The organism is Streptomyces speibonae (assembly GCF_984686075.1).
Genome location: NZ_OZ480260.1, coordinates 225,808 through 241,394, shown reverse-complemented (window position 1 = coordinate 241,394; position 15,587 = coordinate 225,808). Strand labels below are relative to the sequence as shown.

Annotated in this window: 18 protein-coding genes; 4 read left to right on the top strand and 14 right to left on the bottom strand. The window is 73.0% G+C overall.

Features of this window, described 5'->3' with window-relative positions; translation table 11 throughout:
* The first annotated feature begins 69 nt into the window (after window positions 1-69).
* The gene (locus AC5L3C_RS01020; protein ID WP_493646337.1) at window positions 70-1,506 is read left to right on the top strand and encodes a GH1 family beta-glucosidase; all 1,437 of its coding nucleotides are present in this window, start codon (window positions 70-72) and stop codon (window positions 1,504-1,506) included.
* Window positions 1,507-1,556: 50 nt separating this feature from the next.
* Here AC5L3C_RS01020 and AC5L3C_RS01015 read toward each other — a convergent pair whose 3' ends face one another.
* The 5 genes from AC5L3C_RS01015 to AC5L3C_RS00995 all read right to left on the bottom strand — a co-directional run bounded on the left by AC5L3C_RS01015 (window position 1,557) and on the right by AC5L3C_RS00995 (window position 4,117).
* Window positions 1,557-2,039, bottom strand: coding sequence for a hypothetical protein (locus tag AC5L3C_RS01015; protein WP_493646336.1), 483 nt, complete (start codon window positions 2,037-2,039; stop codon window positions 1,557-1,559).
* A complete protein-coding gene (locus AC5L3C_RS01010) occupies window positions 2,023-2,514 on the bottom strand; it encodes an RNA polymerase sigma factor (RefSeq protein WP_493646335.1) in 492 nt (163 codons plus the stop codon). The genes AC5L3C_RS01015 and AC5L3C_RS01010 overlap by 17 nt, the downstream gene beginning before the upstream one ends.
* Before the next feature lie 102 nt (window positions 2,515-2,616).
* Entirely contained in the window at window positions 2,617-3,231 is a 615-nt protein-coding gene (locus tag AC5L3C_RS01005; protein WP_493646334.1) for a class F sortase, read from the bottom strand.
* Window positions 3,228-3,584, bottom strand: a complete 357-nt coding sequence (locus AC5L3C_RS01000) for a sortase-dependent protein (protein WP_493646333.1) — start codon at window positions 3,582-3,584, stop codon at window positions 3,228-3,230. The genes AC5L3C_RS01005 and AC5L3C_RS01000 overlap by 4 nt, the downstream gene beginning before the upstream one ends.
* A gap of 122 nt (window positions 3,585-3,706) precedes the next feature.
* Window positions 3,707-4,117, bottom strand: a complete 411-nt coding sequence (locus tag AC5L3C_RS00995) for a RidA family protein (RefSeq protein WP_493646332.1) — start codon at window positions 4,115-4,117, stop codon at window positions 3,707-3,709.
* Between the two features lie 79 nt (window positions 4,118-4,196).
* Between AC5L3C_RS00995 and AC5L3C_RS00990 the strand changes: the two genes are divergently transcribed.
* A complete protein-coding gene (locus AC5L3C_RS00990) occupies window positions 4,197-4,568 on the top strand; it encodes a winged helix-turn-helix transcriptional regulator (protein ID WP_493646331.1) in 372 nt (123 codons plus the stop codon).
* Between the two features lie 14 nt (window positions 4,569-4,582).
* Here the strand turns inward: AC5L3C_RS00990 and AC5L3C_RS00985 are convergent, their stop codons facing one another.
* The 3 genes from AC5L3C_RS00985 to AC5L3C_RS00975 form a co-directional block, all read right to left on the bottom strand.
* Window positions 4,583-5,662: an alkene reductase gene (locus tag AC5L3C_RS00985; protein ID WP_493646330.1), complete on the bottom strand. Its 1,080-nt coding sequence runs from the start codon at window positions 5,660-5,662 to the stop codon at window positions 4,583-4,585.
* A 140-nt stretch (window positions 5,663-5,802) separates the two neighbouring features.
* Window positions 5,803-7,224, bottom strand: coding sequence for an NAD(P)/FAD-dependent oxidoreductase (locus tag AC5L3C_RS00980; protein ID WP_493646329.1), 1,422 nt, complete (start codon window positions 7,222-7,224; stop codon window positions 5,803-5,805).
* Window positions 7,225-7,842: 618 nt separating this feature from the next.
* Window positions 7,843-8,742 carry an NAD-dependent protein deacetylase gene (locus AC5L3C_RS00975; protein ID WP_125501529.1) on the bottom strand — a complete coding sequence of 300 codons (900 nt, stop codon included), beginning with the start codon at window positions 8,740-8,742 and terminating at the stop codon, window positions 7,843-7,845.
* 113 nt (window positions 8,743-8,855) lie between these two features.
* Here AC5L3C_RS00975 and AC5L3C_RS00970 point away from each other — a divergent pair, with 113 nt between their 5' ends.
* A complete protein-coding gene (locus AC5L3C_RS00970; protein WP_125501527.1) occupies window positions 8,856-9,473 on the top strand; it encodes an NUDIX domain-containing protein in 618 nt (205 codons plus the stop codon).
* Window positions 9,474-9,488: 15 nt separating this feature from the next.
* Here AC5L3C_RS00970 and AC5L3C_RS00965 read toward each other — a convergent pair whose 3' ends face one another.
* Window positions 9,489-9,866, bottom strand: a complete 378-nt coding sequence (locus tag AC5L3C_RS00965; RefSeq protein WP_493646328.1) for a nuclear transport factor 2 family protein — start codon at window positions 9,864-9,866, stop codon at window positions 9,489-9,491.
* Between the two features lie 37 nt (window positions 9,867-9,903).
* Window positions 9,904-10,878, bottom strand: coding sequence for an alpha/beta fold hydrolase (locus AC5L3C_RS00960; protein ID WP_493646327.1), 975 nt, complete (start codon window positions 10,876-10,878; stop codon window positions 9,904-9,906).
* Window positions 10,879-11,121: 243 nt separating this feature from the next.
* Between AC5L3C_RS00960 and AC5L3C_RS00955 the strand changes: the two genes are divergently transcribed.
* The gene (locus AC5L3C_RS00955) at window positions 11,122-11,988 is read left to right on the top strand and encodes an endonuclease/exonuclease/phosphatase family protein (protein ID WP_493646326.1); all 867 of its coding nucleotides are present in this window, start codon (window positions 11,122-11,124) and stop codon (window positions 11,986-11,988) included.
* Between the two features lie 24 nt (window positions 11,989-12,012).
* On the opposite strand, the gene AC5L3C_RS00950 is transcribed toward AC5L3C_RS00955, so the two are convergent.
* The 4 genes from AC5L3C_RS00950 to AC5L3C_RS00935 all read right to left on the bottom strand — a co-directional run bounded on the left by AC5L3C_RS00950 (window position 12,013) and on the right by AC5L3C_RS00935 (window position 15,459).
* A complete protein-coding gene (locus AC5L3C_RS00950; protein ID WP_375256634.1) occupies window positions 12,013-12,090 on the bottom strand; it encodes a 50S ribosomal protein bL37 in 78 nt (25 codons plus the stop codon).
* Between the two features lie 117 nt (window positions 12,091-12,207).
* Entirely contained in the window at window positions 12,208-13,416 is a 1,209-nt protein-coding gene (locus tag AC5L3C_RS00945) for a T6SS phospholipase effector Tle1-like catalytic domain-containing protein (RefSeq protein WP_493646325.1), read from the bottom strand.
* A 106-nt stretch (window positions 13,417-13,522) separates the two neighbouring features.
* A complete protein-coding gene (locus tag AC5L3C_RS00940) occupies window positions 13,523-14,179 on the bottom strand; it encodes a response regulator (RefSeq protein WP_493646324.1) in 657 nt (218 codons plus the stop codon).
* Window positions 14,167-15,459, bottom strand: coding sequence for a sensor histidine kinase (locus tag AC5L3C_RS00935; protein WP_493646323.1), 1,293 nt, complete (start codon window positions 15,457-15,459; stop codon window positions 14,167-14,169). The genes AC5L3C_RS00940 and AC5L3C_RS00935 overlap by 13 nt, the downstream gene beginning before the upstream one ends.
* Window positions 15,460-15,587: the final 128 nt, after the last annotated feature.

Genomic DNA, 15,587 nt, shown 5'->3' with positions numbered 1-15,587 from the left:
CACCCCCCCGGGCCCCCGACCCCCACCAGGCGCCTGCCTGGAACCCCCCCCAACTCCGAAAGGACTTACGTGGTCACCGCACAGCAGACCGCGTCCGCCCCGGACGCCGCCCGTACCTTCCCCAAGGGCTTCCTCTGGGGTTCCGCCACCGCCTCCTACCAGATCGAAGGCGCTGCCTCCGAGGACGGCCGTACCCCGTCCATCTGGGACACCTACGCCCGCACCCCGGGCCGGGTCCGCAACGGCGACACCGGAGACATCGCCACCGACCACTACCACCGCTGGCGCGAGGACGTCGCCCTGATGGCCGAACTCGGTCTGGGCGCCTACCGCTTCTCGCTGGCCTGGCCCCGGATCCAGCCCACCGGCCGGGGTCCCGCCGTCCAGAAGGGCCTGGACTTCTACCGGCGCCTGGTCGACGAGCTGCTGGAGAAGGGCATTCAGCCGGTCGCCACCCTCTACCACTGGGACCTGCCCCAGGAGCTGGAGGACGCCGGGGGCTGGCCCGAGCGGGTGACCGCCGAGCGGTTCGCCGAGTACGCGGCGCTCGCCGCCGACGCCCTCGGCGACCGGGTGAAGACCTGGACCACCCTCAACGAGCCCTGGTGCAGCGCCTTCCTCGGCTACGGCTCCGGTGTGCACGCGCCCGGCCGCACCGACCCGGTCGCCGCCCTGCGCGCCGCCCACCACCTCAACCTGGGTCACGGCCTCGCCGTCCAGGCGCTGCGCGACCGCCTCCCGGCCGGCGCCCAGTGCTCGGTCACCCTCAACATCCACCACGTCCGCCCGCTCACCGGCAGCGACGCCGACGTCGACGCGGCCCGCCGGATCGACGCCCTGGCCAACCGGGTCTTCACCGGCCCGATGCTGCAGGGCGCCTACCCCGAGGATCTGCTCAAGGACACCGCCACGCTGACCGACTGGTCCTTCGTGCGCGACGGAGACCTCGCACAGATCAACCAGCCGCTGGACTTCCTGGGCGTCAACTACTACACGCCCACCGTCGTCTCCGAGGCGGACGGCAGTGGCACGCACACCTCGGACGGGCACGGCAAGAGCACCCACAGCCCGTGGCCGGGCGCGGACCAGGTCGCATTCCACCAGCCGCCCGGCGAGACCACCGCCATGGGCTGGGCGGTCGACGCCACCGGTCTGCGTGACCTGCTGAACCGGCTGTCCGCCGACTTCCCGAAGCTGCCGCTGGTCATCACCGAGAACGGCGCGGCGTTCGACGACTACGCCGACCCCGAGGGCCAGGTCAACGACCCCGCCCGGATCGCCTATGTGCGCGACCACCTGGCCGCGGTCCACCAGGCGATCCTGGACGGCGCGGACGTGCGCGGCTACTTCCTGTGGTCCCTGCTGGACAACTTCGAGTGGGCGCACGGGTACAGCAAGCGGTTCGGCACCGTCTACGTCGACTACCCGACCGGGACCCGCATCCCCAAGGCCAGCGCGCGCTGGTACTCCGAGGTCGCCCGCACCGGGGTGCTGCCCGGCGCCTGACCGGCCGCACCGTGTCGTCCGGGCCCGGGGGCTGTGCCCCCGGGCCCCGCTCATGGGATGACCGAGGGGGCGACCGCGGCCCCGGTCCCGGGGGCGTCCGTCACCGGGGAGCGGGGAGTGGGGGCGGCTTCCGCCGCCGGGTCGTCGGGGACGTCCGCCGCCGCGTCGTCGGGGCGGTCCGTCTCCACCGACGGCGTGGGGAGGGACTCGGCGGGTGACGCCGACGGTGCCGGAGACGGCCGCCCGGTGGCGGAAGGGGAGTCGCTCACGGGAGGCGGCGCGAGCGGAACCGTGGGCGAGGCGGGCTTGTCGCCGGTCGCTGCCTGCTGGAGGGGCACGGCGACGAGAGCGGCGACGGCGCACGTCACTCCGACACCGGCCAGGGTGCGCACCATGCGGCGGCGCGCCGCCGAGCGGCGGATCGCCTCGAACCGGCCGGAAGGCGGGCCGAGGGGGTCGGCCGTGGGCCGCAGGATGACGGCGAGCGGGTCGTCGGGCTCGAACTCCGGACCCTCGTCAGCGGGTGTGATCAAGGCTTCTCCTCAGATGGGCACGGAGCAGTTCCCGGGCCGCGTGCAGATCGGCCTTGACCGTTCCTTCCTTGCGTCCGGTCACCGCGGACACCTCCCGGATCGGCATGTCAGCGTAGTAGTGCAGCAGGATCGGCACGCGCAGCCGTTCCGGCAGCGACTGCACGAGCAGACGTACGGACGGGTCGGACTGTTCGCTGTAGGGCCGGACGGCGGTCTCGGCACCGACGCGGTGCACGGCCCGGCGCTCGCGTTCGATTTTGCGCCAGTGGTCGCGGACCAGATTGGCGGCGGTGACATAGAGAAAGCCCCGGGGCTCCGCCACGGAGGTCCAGCGGGCCCACAGCCGGGTGAACGCCTCCGAGGCGATCTCATGAGCCGTCTCGTCGTCGTCGACGAGACGGCGGCACCAGCCGGCGAGGCGCGGATAGAGGGCAGCGAAGAGCTCGGACGCTGCCTGCTCGCGGGACCGTTTCAATGCTCTCCATGGTCGTGGCGGTACCGGTGTCGTGCTGCGTGCCCGCGGACGGGGCCCCGGGCCGGCGGCACGTCGTCCGCCGGCCCGGGACCCCGGGGCGGGTCAGTCGATCGTGCCGCTCAGGGTGGCGAACACGATGACGTTGTCGCGGTACTCGTCCCCCTTGCGAGGACCGCCACAGGTGATGAGCCGCAGTTCGGGACGGTCGACGTCCCCGTAGACCGCGTCCGTCGGGAAGTCGGCCTTGGGGACCGTACGCACCGAGTCGACGGTGAACTCCGCCGCGGTGCCGTTCTCCAGGCGTGCCACGATCCTCTCGCCCCGGCGCAGCCGCGCGAGATGACGGAAGACTCCGTCCCCGTGGCGGCCCACCGTGACATGGCCGAGGATCACCGACGGGCCCTTCCGGCCCGGTGTCGGCGAGTGCCGGTACCAGCCGGCGGGGTCGTCCGCCTGGATCGGAGGCACCTCGACCGTGCGGTCCGGTGCCAGCCCCAGTGGGATGACCGGGGTGTCGACACCGATGGCGGGGATCTCGAGTCCCACCGGAACCGAACGTGCGAGGGTCCGCACCGACTCGGCCGACGGCCGCGTGGCCGGTGCCGTGCCCTCCGTGCGTCCGGCGGCGGGCCGGTCGGTCCCTTCACCGCCGCCGCAGGCGGCGAGGAGGGTCGCCGCCGCGGCGACGGCGAAAGCACGCCTGGAGAGCGAGGTCATTCGGCGGCGGCCCGCCGACGCCGTACGACGAGGAATCCCGCGCCCCCGGCGGCGAGGGCCGCGGCGGCGCCCGCGCCGATGAGCGTGCCGTTGCCGTCGGACGGGGCCGTGGCGGCACCGGTGTCGGGCGCGCCGCTGGGCACGACGGTGACCCCGTCGGTGTCCTCGGCGGGGGCGGGCGTGTCGGTCTCGGCCGCGACCGGCGACGGGTCCTTCTCCGCGACGTCGGCGGGCGACGCGCTGGGGTTCGCCCTGTCCGGCACGGGGGAGGGGTCGTCGGCGAACGCGGGCACGGCACTGGCCAGCACGGCGGTGCAGGCGAGTGCCGCGGCGCTCAGGACGGTTCGGCGCATGAAACGCTCTCTTTCCTCGGTCCGCCGGCACGGTGACCGGCGGGCTGGGTCATGGATCGTGCGGAGAGACGAGACAGCACCGGCCCGGGTTGCAAAGAGAAGGTAAAGCCCCGGAGTTGGGCTCAGTCCAGGATGGCGGTCGCCTCCACCTCGACCAGAACATCGGGCTCGAAGAGGTGGTCGACGCCGATCAGTGAGGCGGGCGGCAGCGGCACCGCCAGCCCGATCTCGCCCGCCACCTGCTCGACCCCGGCCATGAACGCGCCGATCTTCTCCGGTGCCCAGTCCGTGACGTAGAACGTCAGCCGCAGCACGTCGTCGAACGAGGCGCCCGCGCCGGCCAGCCCCCGCGCGGTGTTCCGCAGGGCATGGGCGACCTGCCCGGCGAGGTCGCCCGGCGCGACGGGAGCCCCGTCCGCCGACCGGGCGACCTGGCCGCTGACATGCACGTGACGTGTGCCGGTGCCGACGGAGACATGCTCGTACGGGGTGGGCTGCAGCATGCCCTCGGGCGTGAAACGGCGGACGGACATCGGGGTCTCCTCACATCGGACCAACAGGTATACCTTTGCTACCTGGTGGACGAAGGACACTTCAAGGAGACCACGTATCGTGCCGGATACCACGGACAGCCACGACGGCGCGCTCACGATCGACCATCCGCACCGCGAGTTCCTCGACCAGGTGCTGGACAAGTGGTCGCTGAGCGTCCTCAACGAACTCTGCGAACGGCCCTGCCGGTTCAACGACCTGCGCCGCGCCATCCCCGCGGTGACCCAGAAGTCGCTCACCGCGACGCTGCGCCGGCTGGAGCGCAACGGCATCGTCGAGCGCGTGCTCCTCAGCTCCCGCCCGGTCGCCGTCGAGTACCGCATCACACCCCTGGGCAAGACCATGCGCCACCCGGTCGAGGTGCTCCTGGAGTGGGTCGCGGCCCACCTGCCCGAGGTCGAGCGCGCGCGGCGCGCCTTCGACCTCGAATGAAGCGCGCGGACCCGTCAGGCCGCGGCGGTGTGCTGGTAGGCGGGGTACGTCAGATAGCCCGCGTCGCCGCCCTGGTAGTACGTGGCCTCGTCGGCCGGGGCCATCGGCAGACCGAGGCGCAGCCGTTCCACCAGGTCGGGATTGGCGATGAAGCCCCGCCCGAAGCTGATGAGTTCGGCCCCCAGCCCGAGCCAGTGGTCGGCCGAGGCGCGGTCGGTGAACTTGGGGCCCATCGGCAGCACCGGGTTCATGATGAGCGTGCCCGGCCAGGCGCGGCGCAGGCCGAGCAGCACGTCCTCGTCCGCGGTCGCCTCGAGATGGATGTAGGCCGGCTCCAGGCGGGCCAGCTCGGCCAGCAGCGCGGCGTAGAGCTCGGGCACGTCGTCCTCCCGCACGCCCCAGAAGGTTGCGCCGGGGGACAGGCGGATGCCGGTCCTGTCCGCGCCCACGGCCTCGACCGTGGCCGACACCGCCTCGACGGCGAACCGGATCCGTCCCGTCACGGAGCCGCCGTAGCGGTCCGTGCGCAGATTGGCGTTGGACGAGAGGAACTGCGAGATGAGGTAGCCGTTGGCGCCGTGCAGTTCCACCCCGTCGAAGCCGGCGTCCACGGCGCGCCGCGCGGCGTCGGCGAACGACCGGGCGTGCTCGGGCACTTCGGCGGTCTCCAGGGCGCGCGGCGTCGGCGGGGTCTGCGGGCCGGACGGGGTGAACACCTCACCGACGGCGGGCACGGCCGACGGCCCGACGGGCAGCATGCCGATGGTGTCGGGATGCGACACGCGCCCGCCGTGCATGATCTGGGCGAAGATCCGGCCGCCATTGGCGTGCACGGCGCCGGTCACCTGACGCCACGAGGCGGCCTGCCGGTCGTCGTGCAGCCCCGGTGTGCCCGGATTGGACTGCCCCACCAGGCTCGGCTGCACCCCCTCGCTCACGATGAGGCCGGCCGTCGCGCGCTGGGCGTAGTAGGTCGCCATCGACGGCGTCGCCAGACCGCCGGCGGCGGCCCTGACCCGCGTCATCGGGGCCATCACCACACGATTGGGCAGGCTCAGGTCACCGAGCCGGCAGCTGTCGAACAGGTTCGTCATGTCGGAACTCCCTTGGTGGGCTTCGGTCCTGGAACGGACACGCCCTCACGCTAAAACCTCACATCGATGTGAGATGCAAGCGGTGTGTCCCAGCTCACAGCCGGGACGCGGGCAGCAGCGGCCGGCACCACCCGGGCCGGCTACTCGCCGGCCGCGGCAGCCTCCTGCAGTTCCCGCAGGAGCTTGCGTTCGGCGGGAGTGAACTGGGGGCCGTCGAGCTGCGGACGCAGCGGCCCGACGAGCGCCGTCAGCAGCACGCCGGGCCGGACCAGGGAGGTGGGCGCGGCCCGCAGGGCCAGGACGTCGGTCAGGGCGGTGGCGGCGTGGAACGAGCCCGTCGCGGTGCGCGAGAGCCGGCTGACGTAGCGGTGCAGCAGACGATCGGCGACGTTCGCCGTCCTGCCCGTGGTCGTCGCGAAGTGGATGTCCGTTCCCACGGCGAGTGCCCACGCGGCGTCGACGGGCTTGGCGATGGCGCGCTGGGCGCGGCGCGCGAATCCGGGAGCCGGGCCCGCCGCGCACAGCTCGCGCAGGGCGACGGCACCCTGCGCGGCCGCCGACATGCCCTGCCCGTACAGCGGGTTGAAGGACGCGACGGCGTCCCCCAGAACGACCAGTCCCTCCGGCCACGGGGTGAGCCGCTCGTAGTAGTGGCGCCGGTTGGCGGTGCCGTGCGTGACGCTGACATCGGTGAGCGGTTCGGCGTGCTGGAGGAGATCGGCCATCACCGGGTGGCGCAGCGTGCGCGCATACGCCTCGAAGGCGTCGGGGTCGGCGGTGGGGTGCGCGCCCGGAGCGCCCATCAGGCTGACGTGCCAGCGGTTTCCCTCGACCGGCAGGATGCCGCCCGCGTTGGCCGGCCGCGGCAGGCGCGGGTCGGCCTGGATCCCGATCACGGGCCAGCCGGCGGTGGGCACGGGCGCGCGGTAGAAGCGGCTGGCGTAGGCGAGCCCCGAGTCGACTTGGTCCTCCGCGAGACCGGTGATCCCCAGCCGCGTCAGCCACTGCGGCATGCGGGAGGCCCTGCCGGACGCGTCGATGACCAGGTCGGCGCCGACTTCGCGCTCCGTGCCGTCGGTATCGCGCACCCGCACGCCCGTGACGCGGCCGCGCCCGCCGAGCAGCGCGACGGCCCTGCTGTGCGTGCGCACGCCGACCCGGGGGTCCTTGAGCACCTGGGCCCGCACGACCGAGTCGGTCAGGTCCCGGCTGGCGGTGATCACAAAGTGGGTGGTGCGCTTCCAGCGGCGGTACCAGCCCTCCGGCGCGTGGATGACCATGCTGGTGGTCACCGGTATGCGATGGGCGCCCGCCGCCAGCAGCAGATCGATCGTGCCGGGCAGCAGCGCCTCGACGGCCTCGGCACCACCGGTCTGCAGGAAGTGGATGTGCACCGCCTGCGGCACTCCGGTGCGCGGCGCGGGGCCCTCCGGCAGCTCGTGCGCCTCGATGATCTCGACGGAGTCGACATGCCCCTTGAGGGCGGCCGCGGCCAGCATTCCGGCGATGCTCCCCCCGATGACGACGGCACGGACGGGAGCACGACGCGGGGATGCACTCATGATGGGCTGCCTTCCGCAACGGTGTGTGATGGGCACGCAGGTCATGGACGACGGGGGAGGCGAGCGACCGGGACAGCGACACCAGGTCCCGGGCCAGGGGCACCGGACTCTCCGCCGGCACGGGCCGGCCGGGCGCTGCGCGCTGCCTCTCCCGGGCCACGAGGATCATCGCCGCGTCCGCCGTGACGGCGGCCCGGGCCTCGTCCTCCCCGTCGGCCGGCGCGGCGCACAGGGCCGCCTCCCGCACGGCGGGGTCGAAGCAGGGGGCCGGCGCGAGGACGGCATCGTAGAGGGCCGTCTTCCGTCCGGTCAGCAGCACCGCCGGGGGAGTGCGCCACCAGGGCAGCGGGGCGCGGACGGCGCCGGGCGTGGGGATGTGTTCGAGCGCCCGCCACAGCGGACCCAACTGCCTCGACGTACCGGTATCCGAGCGCACGGGCCACCTGGTCGGCCAGGTGCCGCACGTCAGTGAAGTCCTGCCCCGGCCGGAGCACGACGCGCGTCCGGCCGTCGAAACATGCGCGCATCTCGTCCGCGTCCACTCGGCCCTCCCCCGGGGAGATCATCGGCACGACCGACTGTCTCCCGTGAGGATCGTCGCACGGGGGGCCGGCTCTTTCAGGCCGCCGTCCTGCCGTCGACGGACATCCCCAGCATCTCGGCCACGCCGGTCAGGGCCGCGCCCAGCGGCAGCGCGACCCGGGTGAGCGCGTGCCGGTCGCCACGGGTGGGGTCCCGGTTGACGATCAGCACCGGGATGCCCGCCTCCGCGGCCTGGCGGACGAAGCGCAGCCCGGACATCACCGTCAGTGAGGAGCCGAGGACCAGCAGCGAGGACGCCTCGCGGACCAGCGCGCGGCAGTGCGCGACCCGCCCGGGCGGCACGTTCTCGCCGAAGAACACCACGTCGGGTTTGAGGACGCCGCCGCACACCGTGCAGGGCACCACGCGGAAGTCCGCCACCTGCGCGTCGGTGAGATCGGCGTCGCCGTCGGGGTTGATGCCCGCGGCCACCGGCGCGAAGCCCGGATTGGCCTCCTCCAGCCGGGCCGCGAGTTCACCGCGCGGGCTGAATCTGCCGCAGGACAGACAGACCACCCGGTCCAGCCCTCCGTGCAGTTCCACGACGCCCTCGCTGCCGGCGGCCTGATGCAGACCGTCCACGTTCTGGGTGATCACGCCCGAGAGCAGCCCGTGCCGTCCGAACGCCGCCACGGCCCGGTGCCCGGCGTTCGGCAGGGCGCGGCCGAAGGTGCGCCATCCGAGGTGGCTGCGCGCCCAGTAACGGCGCCGGGCGGCGGCGCTCGCGGTGAAGTCCTGGTAGGTCATCGGGGTGTGCCGGCTGAGGCTCCCGCCCTCGCCGCGGTAGTCGGGGATGCCCGACTCCGTGGAGATCCCCGCGCCGCTGAGCACCAGCACACCCCCGGCGCGCAGCGCGTCGGCGACCGGCGCCGTGTCGGTGGTACCGGGCGGCAGGTCCTCGGCGGGGGTCCAGCTCAAGGTGGGGCGCATGCGCATAGCGCAAGGGTACGAAACCGCTGACGTGGACGTCTTCACCAACGGTAAGCATGATCGCGTCAAAGTGGAGTGACAGGGGGGCGGGGTCCGGGAACCCCTGCCAGGATGCACGGATGACCTCGACCACCCGCCCCCACCTCGCTTCTGACTCCGCGTCACCGCGTGCGCGCCTCCTGGAGACGATCGGAGCCATCGAACCCTGGGACGCCCTGGAACGCGACCACCTGGACACCACCCGGCAATGGATCACCGGCGGCGCCCCGCTCCACCGCGTCCGCAAGCCGGACGTACCGCCGACACACCTGGTGAGCTACTTCGTGGTCCTCGATCACGAGCGCGGACTGCTGCTCCTGGTCGCGCACCGCAAGGCGGGACTGTGGCTGCCGCCCGGCGGACATGTCGAGCCCGGCGAGCACCCCTGGGCCGCCGTGGTCCGCGAATGCCGTGAGGAGCTGGGCGTCGAGGCCGTGGCGTCACCGCTCACCGGCCCGCACCCGTTCTTCCTCACCGTCACCCGGACCAGGGGCGAGGGCCGGCACACCGACGTCTCGCTCTGGTACCTCCTTGACCTGGACGCGGACGCCGTCACCGACTACGACGAGGGTGAGTTCGCCGCCATTCGCCGGCTGACCGCCGAGGAGGTGCTCGACGAGCCCGCCGAGTCGCTCGACCCGCACCTGCACCGCTTCACCAGGAAGCTGATCCACGCCCGGACCGGCGGGCGCCGATGAGCGGCCCGCGGAGCGTCAGAGGCGCTGGACGAACGGCGCCCGCCAGGCCGGAGAAGGATCGGCGCCGAGCTCGGTCCAGTACTCGCGGCCGCTGGTGATCACAGCGTCGCGAACCGTCCAGAAGGACGCCACCCGGTGGATCCCCATCGACACGTGGGGCACCTCGACCTCGGAGACGACGACCTCCCCGGACGGCACGACGCGAAGGACGTCGATCGACCAGCCCTCCGGGTACTCCGCGTTGATGCGCACATAGTTCTCGCGGCCGACGATCCGTTCCCCGCTGACCGGCCACTCCACGACGACATCGTCGGCCAGCAGTTCCCCGACGCCCGCCCAGTCCCGCTGCTGCATCCGGTCCCACAGCGTGCGCACAGTCTCCGAAGGTTCCATGCCCCCATCCTGCACCGCGCCACCGACAGCCCCCGGCTCAGGGCCGGCGGGAGCGGTTCATGAAGGTCGCGCCCGCGGCGACGGCGACGACCGCCGCGCCGCCGAGGACCGCGGTCCGCACGGTCGTGCCCGTCGCGGCGAGGGCGGGGCGCGCGTCGTCGTGCGCCGCCTTCAGGATGAGGTTGGTGACGTCGTCCGGGTTCGTCTCCAGAACGGCGTGCGGGGCGTCGATCTCCACCGTGGTCGACCCGGCCCGTTCGGCCATGAAGCGCAGGTTGTCGGTGCCGATCGTGCGGTCGTCGGTGGGGATGAGGTACCAGGACGGAATGTCCCGCCACGCGGCGGCGGCGCTCGGTTCGTTCCCGGAGGCGGCGGTCGCGGGCCGCTGCGAGGCGGCCAGTACCCGCGCGCGGCTCGCCTCCAGGCGGTCGCTGAGGAAGACGTCGCTGAACTTGTCCGGCTTGAGGTACAGATCGACATCCGTGGGGCCGCCGCCGAGCGGAACGGCGTTGAGGGCGGTGGGCACGGGGGCGCTGGGATCGTCCGTCACACGGCTGCCCGGGTACTTCGCCGCCAGCTCGAAGGCGGTCTCGCCCTTGTCGGGGGCGAACCCGGCGATGTAGACGAGCGACTCGACGTTCGGGTTGCCGGCCGCGGCGTTGGTGATGACGGCGCCGCCGTAGGAGTGGCCCACGAGGACGACGGGCCCCTCGATGGTCCTGAGCCGCGCGGCGAGGTAGTCGGCGTCGCCGGAGAGGCTGCGCAGCGGGTTCGCGGTGGCGACCACCGGATACCCCTCGGCCTGGAGGCTCCGTACGACCTCGTGCCACCCGGAGCCGTCGGCCCAGTACCCGTGCACCAGCACGACGGTGGGCTTGGCGCCCTCGCCGGGCTCGGCTCCGCCCCCGTTCTCGGACGCCGGTGACGGCCCCGCGGCCATCAGGGCGGTGGCGGGGAGGAGGACCGCGAGGGGGAGTGCCCGCCGGGCGGCGATGTGCGGTATTCGCTTCATGACCACTCTTTCGGTGGAGGGGAGTCACTGAGACGAATCTGCACGTCACCGACCGTTCCGGCACCAGTAGTTGGGCCGGGGGAGTGAACGTCGCGGCGGCAGGTGCCGGTGGTGGTATGCCGCTCGCAGGGTCCGGCGCCGCGCGGTCCCTGACGGGGGGCACGTGTCGTCGCGGACGGCTGTCACATAACCTCGTGCCCAGAGGCGTCAACCGCCACAGGTGTCGACCATGGGGAGGCCGCGGTGTTCGGAAGGGGCCCACGGCTGCTCGCGGGCGCGGTGATCGTGACCTGCATGATGCTCCTGGGCCCCAGCGCACCGGGCGGCGTCCCGTTCGCCCGGTCACTGCCCGCCGACGCCGTCAGGGACGTCGTACCGAACCGGGTCATGACGTGGAACCTCTGCAACCCCTGCGAGACGAGCAACGCCGACCGGGCGGCCGAGATCGCCACCTACGCGCCCCAGGTCATCGGCCTGCAGGAGGCGTGCGCGCGTGATGTCGCGCGGATCCGCAACCACTTGGAGAACCTCTACGGGCTGGTCTACCACGTCGAGTACGGGACGGTGCTCAAGAACTGGGGCCGCTGCGGCGGACTGCCGTGGAACCCCGGAGGCTACGGTCAGGCGATCCTCTCGGCGGCACCGATGACGGAGACCGTCAACGTGGAGTACCGGGACGGGGGTTCCGAGGACCGGGGCTACATGGCGGTCACCACCACCGTCGGCGGCCGGAAGATCCGGGTGTTCAACACGCATCTCGCGGAGCGCCGTCAGGAGGAGTACCGCACGGACCAGATCGCCGCCCTCGCCGCGCAGGTCGTCCGGCACGACCGGGCCATCGTTTTCGGCGACTTCAACGCCGTGCCGGACGCGGCCGAACTCGAACCGATGTGGGCGCTGGCCGGGGACGTGGACCCCGAGTGCCGGCCCTCACCCTCCGGCACCTGCCTGCCGACCACCGACTGGCAGAGCAAGTTCGACTACGTGTTCCTGCGGGGCATCAGCCCGCTCGAGCACCACGTGCAGCCCACGCCGTACTCCGACCACCATCCCCTGCACACCGACCTCGACATGAAGCGGGTTCCGGAGCGGCAGCAGGAAGCCATGTGAGGCGTCGGACACGACGGAGGATGCTCAGGACTGCGGGCGCTTCCCGTGGTTGGCCGCGTGCTTGCGGCGGGCCTTCTTCTTCCGGCGCCTCTTCGACGACATGCGTGGCTCCCTTGCCTCGGTGATGCGACCACGGCCCATTGTTCCCCCGGGCCGGGCACGCCGCGACTCGCGTCCGTCCGCAGACCGTGCGACGGTTCGCGACTCCATGGGGCGGCCTCATGTGGCCCGGTGGAGCCCCTCGTGGCCCTCGGCCGTCGTTCCCGGGCCGGACGCGGCCGGGGGCAGCGGCGGCAGGGTCGCGGAGAGGCCCGGCAGCAGCACGGGCTCCAGCCGGATGCGGTCCTGCCGGTCCAGGTAGCGCGCCAGCCCCGGCGGCCGGTAACCGGGGTCCCGGTCGTGGCGCTCCTTGGCGGGGACGGCCAGGTACTCGTTCCCGTCGGGTTCCCCCCGGTCGTTCACCGCCTCACCGAGGGACCGGTGCAGCGGCGGGGACAGCCGGTACAGCCCCGTCCGCGAGGCATGGAGCGGACCCGAACCGTCCGGCCGTACCCGGAAGCCGACGCGGTGGTGAGGCGTCATCACCCGGGGTCCTTCGGGTCCCAGCACATCGGCGCCGAACTTCAGCCCGTGCCGGCGGGCCTGGTCGACCATCCACAGCAGGGTGACGTCGGACAGCCCCGTCTCCGCGTAGCCCCCGCCGGCATCGCAGTGGACCCCGGCGAACCACACCTGCTTCAGCTCCTGACCCTCCTCGGCCGACCCCGGCTGCTGGTGCCACAGGGTGGGGCGGAACGCCGAGCGCTGCTCGTCCAGGGCCAGGGCGTGGAAGGCGGCGCGGACCCAGTTGCTCAGCTCGGTGTCGTGGAACCCCCAGCGGCGGTTGAACCGCCGCGCGGCGGGTTGCAGCGGGACGGTACCGGGAGCGGGGATGCCCAGGGCACCGACCGTGTCCCACACCCCGATGAACGCGATCTCCGACTCGCGTGCGTAGGAGCGGCGGAACAGCGTGGCGGCGGCGCCGTTCGGCTGCTCGACGCGGTCGCGGTAGAGGGCCCATGCCTCCGGGATCCGGTCGGCGTGGTCCCTGCGCAGAATGCCGCTGTTGCGCACCAGCCCCGCCAGGCTGCGCGCGGTGAAGGCGCCGCGGCTGAAACCGAAGAGGAACAGGTCGTCGTCGGGCTCGTACGTCTCGACGAGGAACCGGTAGGCGTCCAGGACGTTCCGGGACAGCCCCACGCCGAACGCCCCGCCGCGCAGGCGCTCCCACCGGTGGGTACCGACGCCGCCGTGGTAGTAGACGCGCTGTTCCTTCCCGGCGACGGTTCCGGGACGCACGGACAGGGCGATCTTCGCGACGTTGGTCTTGCTCGGCTGGTCCGCGAAGTTCCAGGTACCGTCGCAGCAGACGACCAGACGCTTGGCCATGACCCATCGCCTCCTGGCGAGAGCGGAGCGGCTCACAGCACCACTTCCAGCGTCGCACCGCCCGCCCCGCCGCGCCAGCGCGGCGGGCCTGCGACGCCCTGCACCGTCAGGTGCGGCGGGAGTTCTCCAGGTAGTGCAGGACCGCCGCGACCCTGCGGTCGACCTGCTGGGTGGGGGCCAGGTCCAGCTTGGCGAAGATGTTGCGGATGTGTTTGTGGACGGCGCCGTCGGTGACGACGAGCCGTTCGGCGATGGCCGTGTTGCCCAGCCCCTCGGCCATCAGGGCCAGGACGTCCCGCTCACGCGGACTGAGGCGTTCCAGCCGGGTGTCCTGACGCGAGCGGGTGAACAGCTGGGCGACGACCTCGGGGTCGATGGCCGTGCCCCCGTCCGCCACGCGCCGCAGGGCGTCGAGGAACTCCTCCACCCGGCCGACCCGCTCCTTGAGCAGATAGCCGAGCCCGCCGACCCCGCCGGTGAGCAGGTCGGTGGCGAAGCTCTGCTCGACGTAGGCGGACAGCACCAGGACGGCGAGCCGGGGGTGGCGGCGGCGGGCCTCGACTGCGGCGCGGATGCCCTCGTCGGTGTGGGTGGGCGGCATCCGTACATCCAGGATGGCGACGTCGGGCCGGTGGCTGTCGATGGCGTCGAGGACCGCCTCGGCCGTACCCACCTTGGCGACCACGTCCAGCGACTCGGCCCGCAGCAGCAGGGCCAGCCCCTCCCGCAGCAAGGGGTCGTCCTCCGCCATCACGATCCGCATGGAACATCCACCTCGAGGATTGTCGGTCCGCCGACCGGACTGGTCAGGCGCAGCACACCGTCGTGTGCCGCGATACGGCGGCGGATGCCGGCCAGACCGGAACCCCCCGCCTCGTCGGCGCCGCCCCGGCCGTCGTCCTCGACGCGCAGCAGGAGCCGGCCGCCCCGGCTGCGCACGGTGACGGTGGCCCGGGTGGCGCCGCTGTGCTTGGCGATGTTGGTGAGGGCCTCGGCCACCACGAAGTAGACGGTCGCCTCGACCGACGCAGCGCACCGCTCGGGCAGCTCGACATCGGTACGGCACGGGACCGCGCAGTGGGCGGCGAGTCCGGACAGCGCGCCGGCCAGCCCGCGGTCCGCGAGCACGGGCGGCAGGATGCCCCGCGCCACGGCTCTCAGTTCGGCCAGCGCCTGCTCGGCCGCGGACTGGGCGCGTTCGAGGATCTCGTCGGCGCCGGCGGGATCGCGGGCCACCATGCGGCGGGCCGCGCCGAGCAGCACGGTGACGGTGACGAGGCGGTTCTGGGTGCCGTCGTGCAGGGAGCGCTCGATCCGGCGCAGTTCGACGGCGTGGGCGTCCAGCGCGGCGGCCCGGGTCGCGGTCAACTCGGCGATGCGCAGGGAGAGATCGGCCTGCGGACCGGCCGACAGCAGGCGCAGCGCGGGCCGTGCCTGGAGGCGGGCCATGCCGGGCGTCAGACCGAGGATGATGGCGATCCAGCCCACCCCGAGCAGGGACACCACCGACGCCTCAGCCCGGGAGTCGGCGGTGCCGAAACCCAGCGAGGTGCTGGTGGCGTCGTCGGGGACGAGCGGCCACAGCAGCGGGAAGGCGGCGTCGCGGACCGCGGCGACGGGCAGCAGCAGTCCGCACAGGCCGAGGATCAGGCCGAACGTGGCGTGCACCGCCAGCCAGCCCGCCGCACGGCGGGTGGCGGGGTCGGCCAGGGCCGCACGCAACCGCGTGGGCGACGGCTCCGGGGCGATGACCTCCACACCGTGGCGGGCGAGCCGGGCGCGCTCCTGGCCGGCGAGTGCGTGCAGGGCGCGCAGCACGGTGGGGGCGAGCAGCAGTCCCGCGCCCACCAGACAGGCCGCCGCCGTCATCAGGGCGATGCCGAGGAGGGCCAGGGCGAGCAGAGCAGTGCCGAGCCCTCCCACGAGCTGTCCCAGCGCGGCCAGGGCGGCGGACACGGCCCCGGCGACGGTCTCCCGGAAGGACTCCTTCTTCGCACCGGACCCGGACCGGCCGCCAAAACCGTCGTTGTGCCGGGTGGTCACCTCTCACCCTTCCTTCGCCGACCTGCCGTTACACGCATCACCCTATGCCCGGCGGCGCCGTGCCCGAGGGCGGGCCGGGAAGAGTACAGCCTGCTGTACCGCCGGTCCGGCGGCTCGGGGGATCGGCA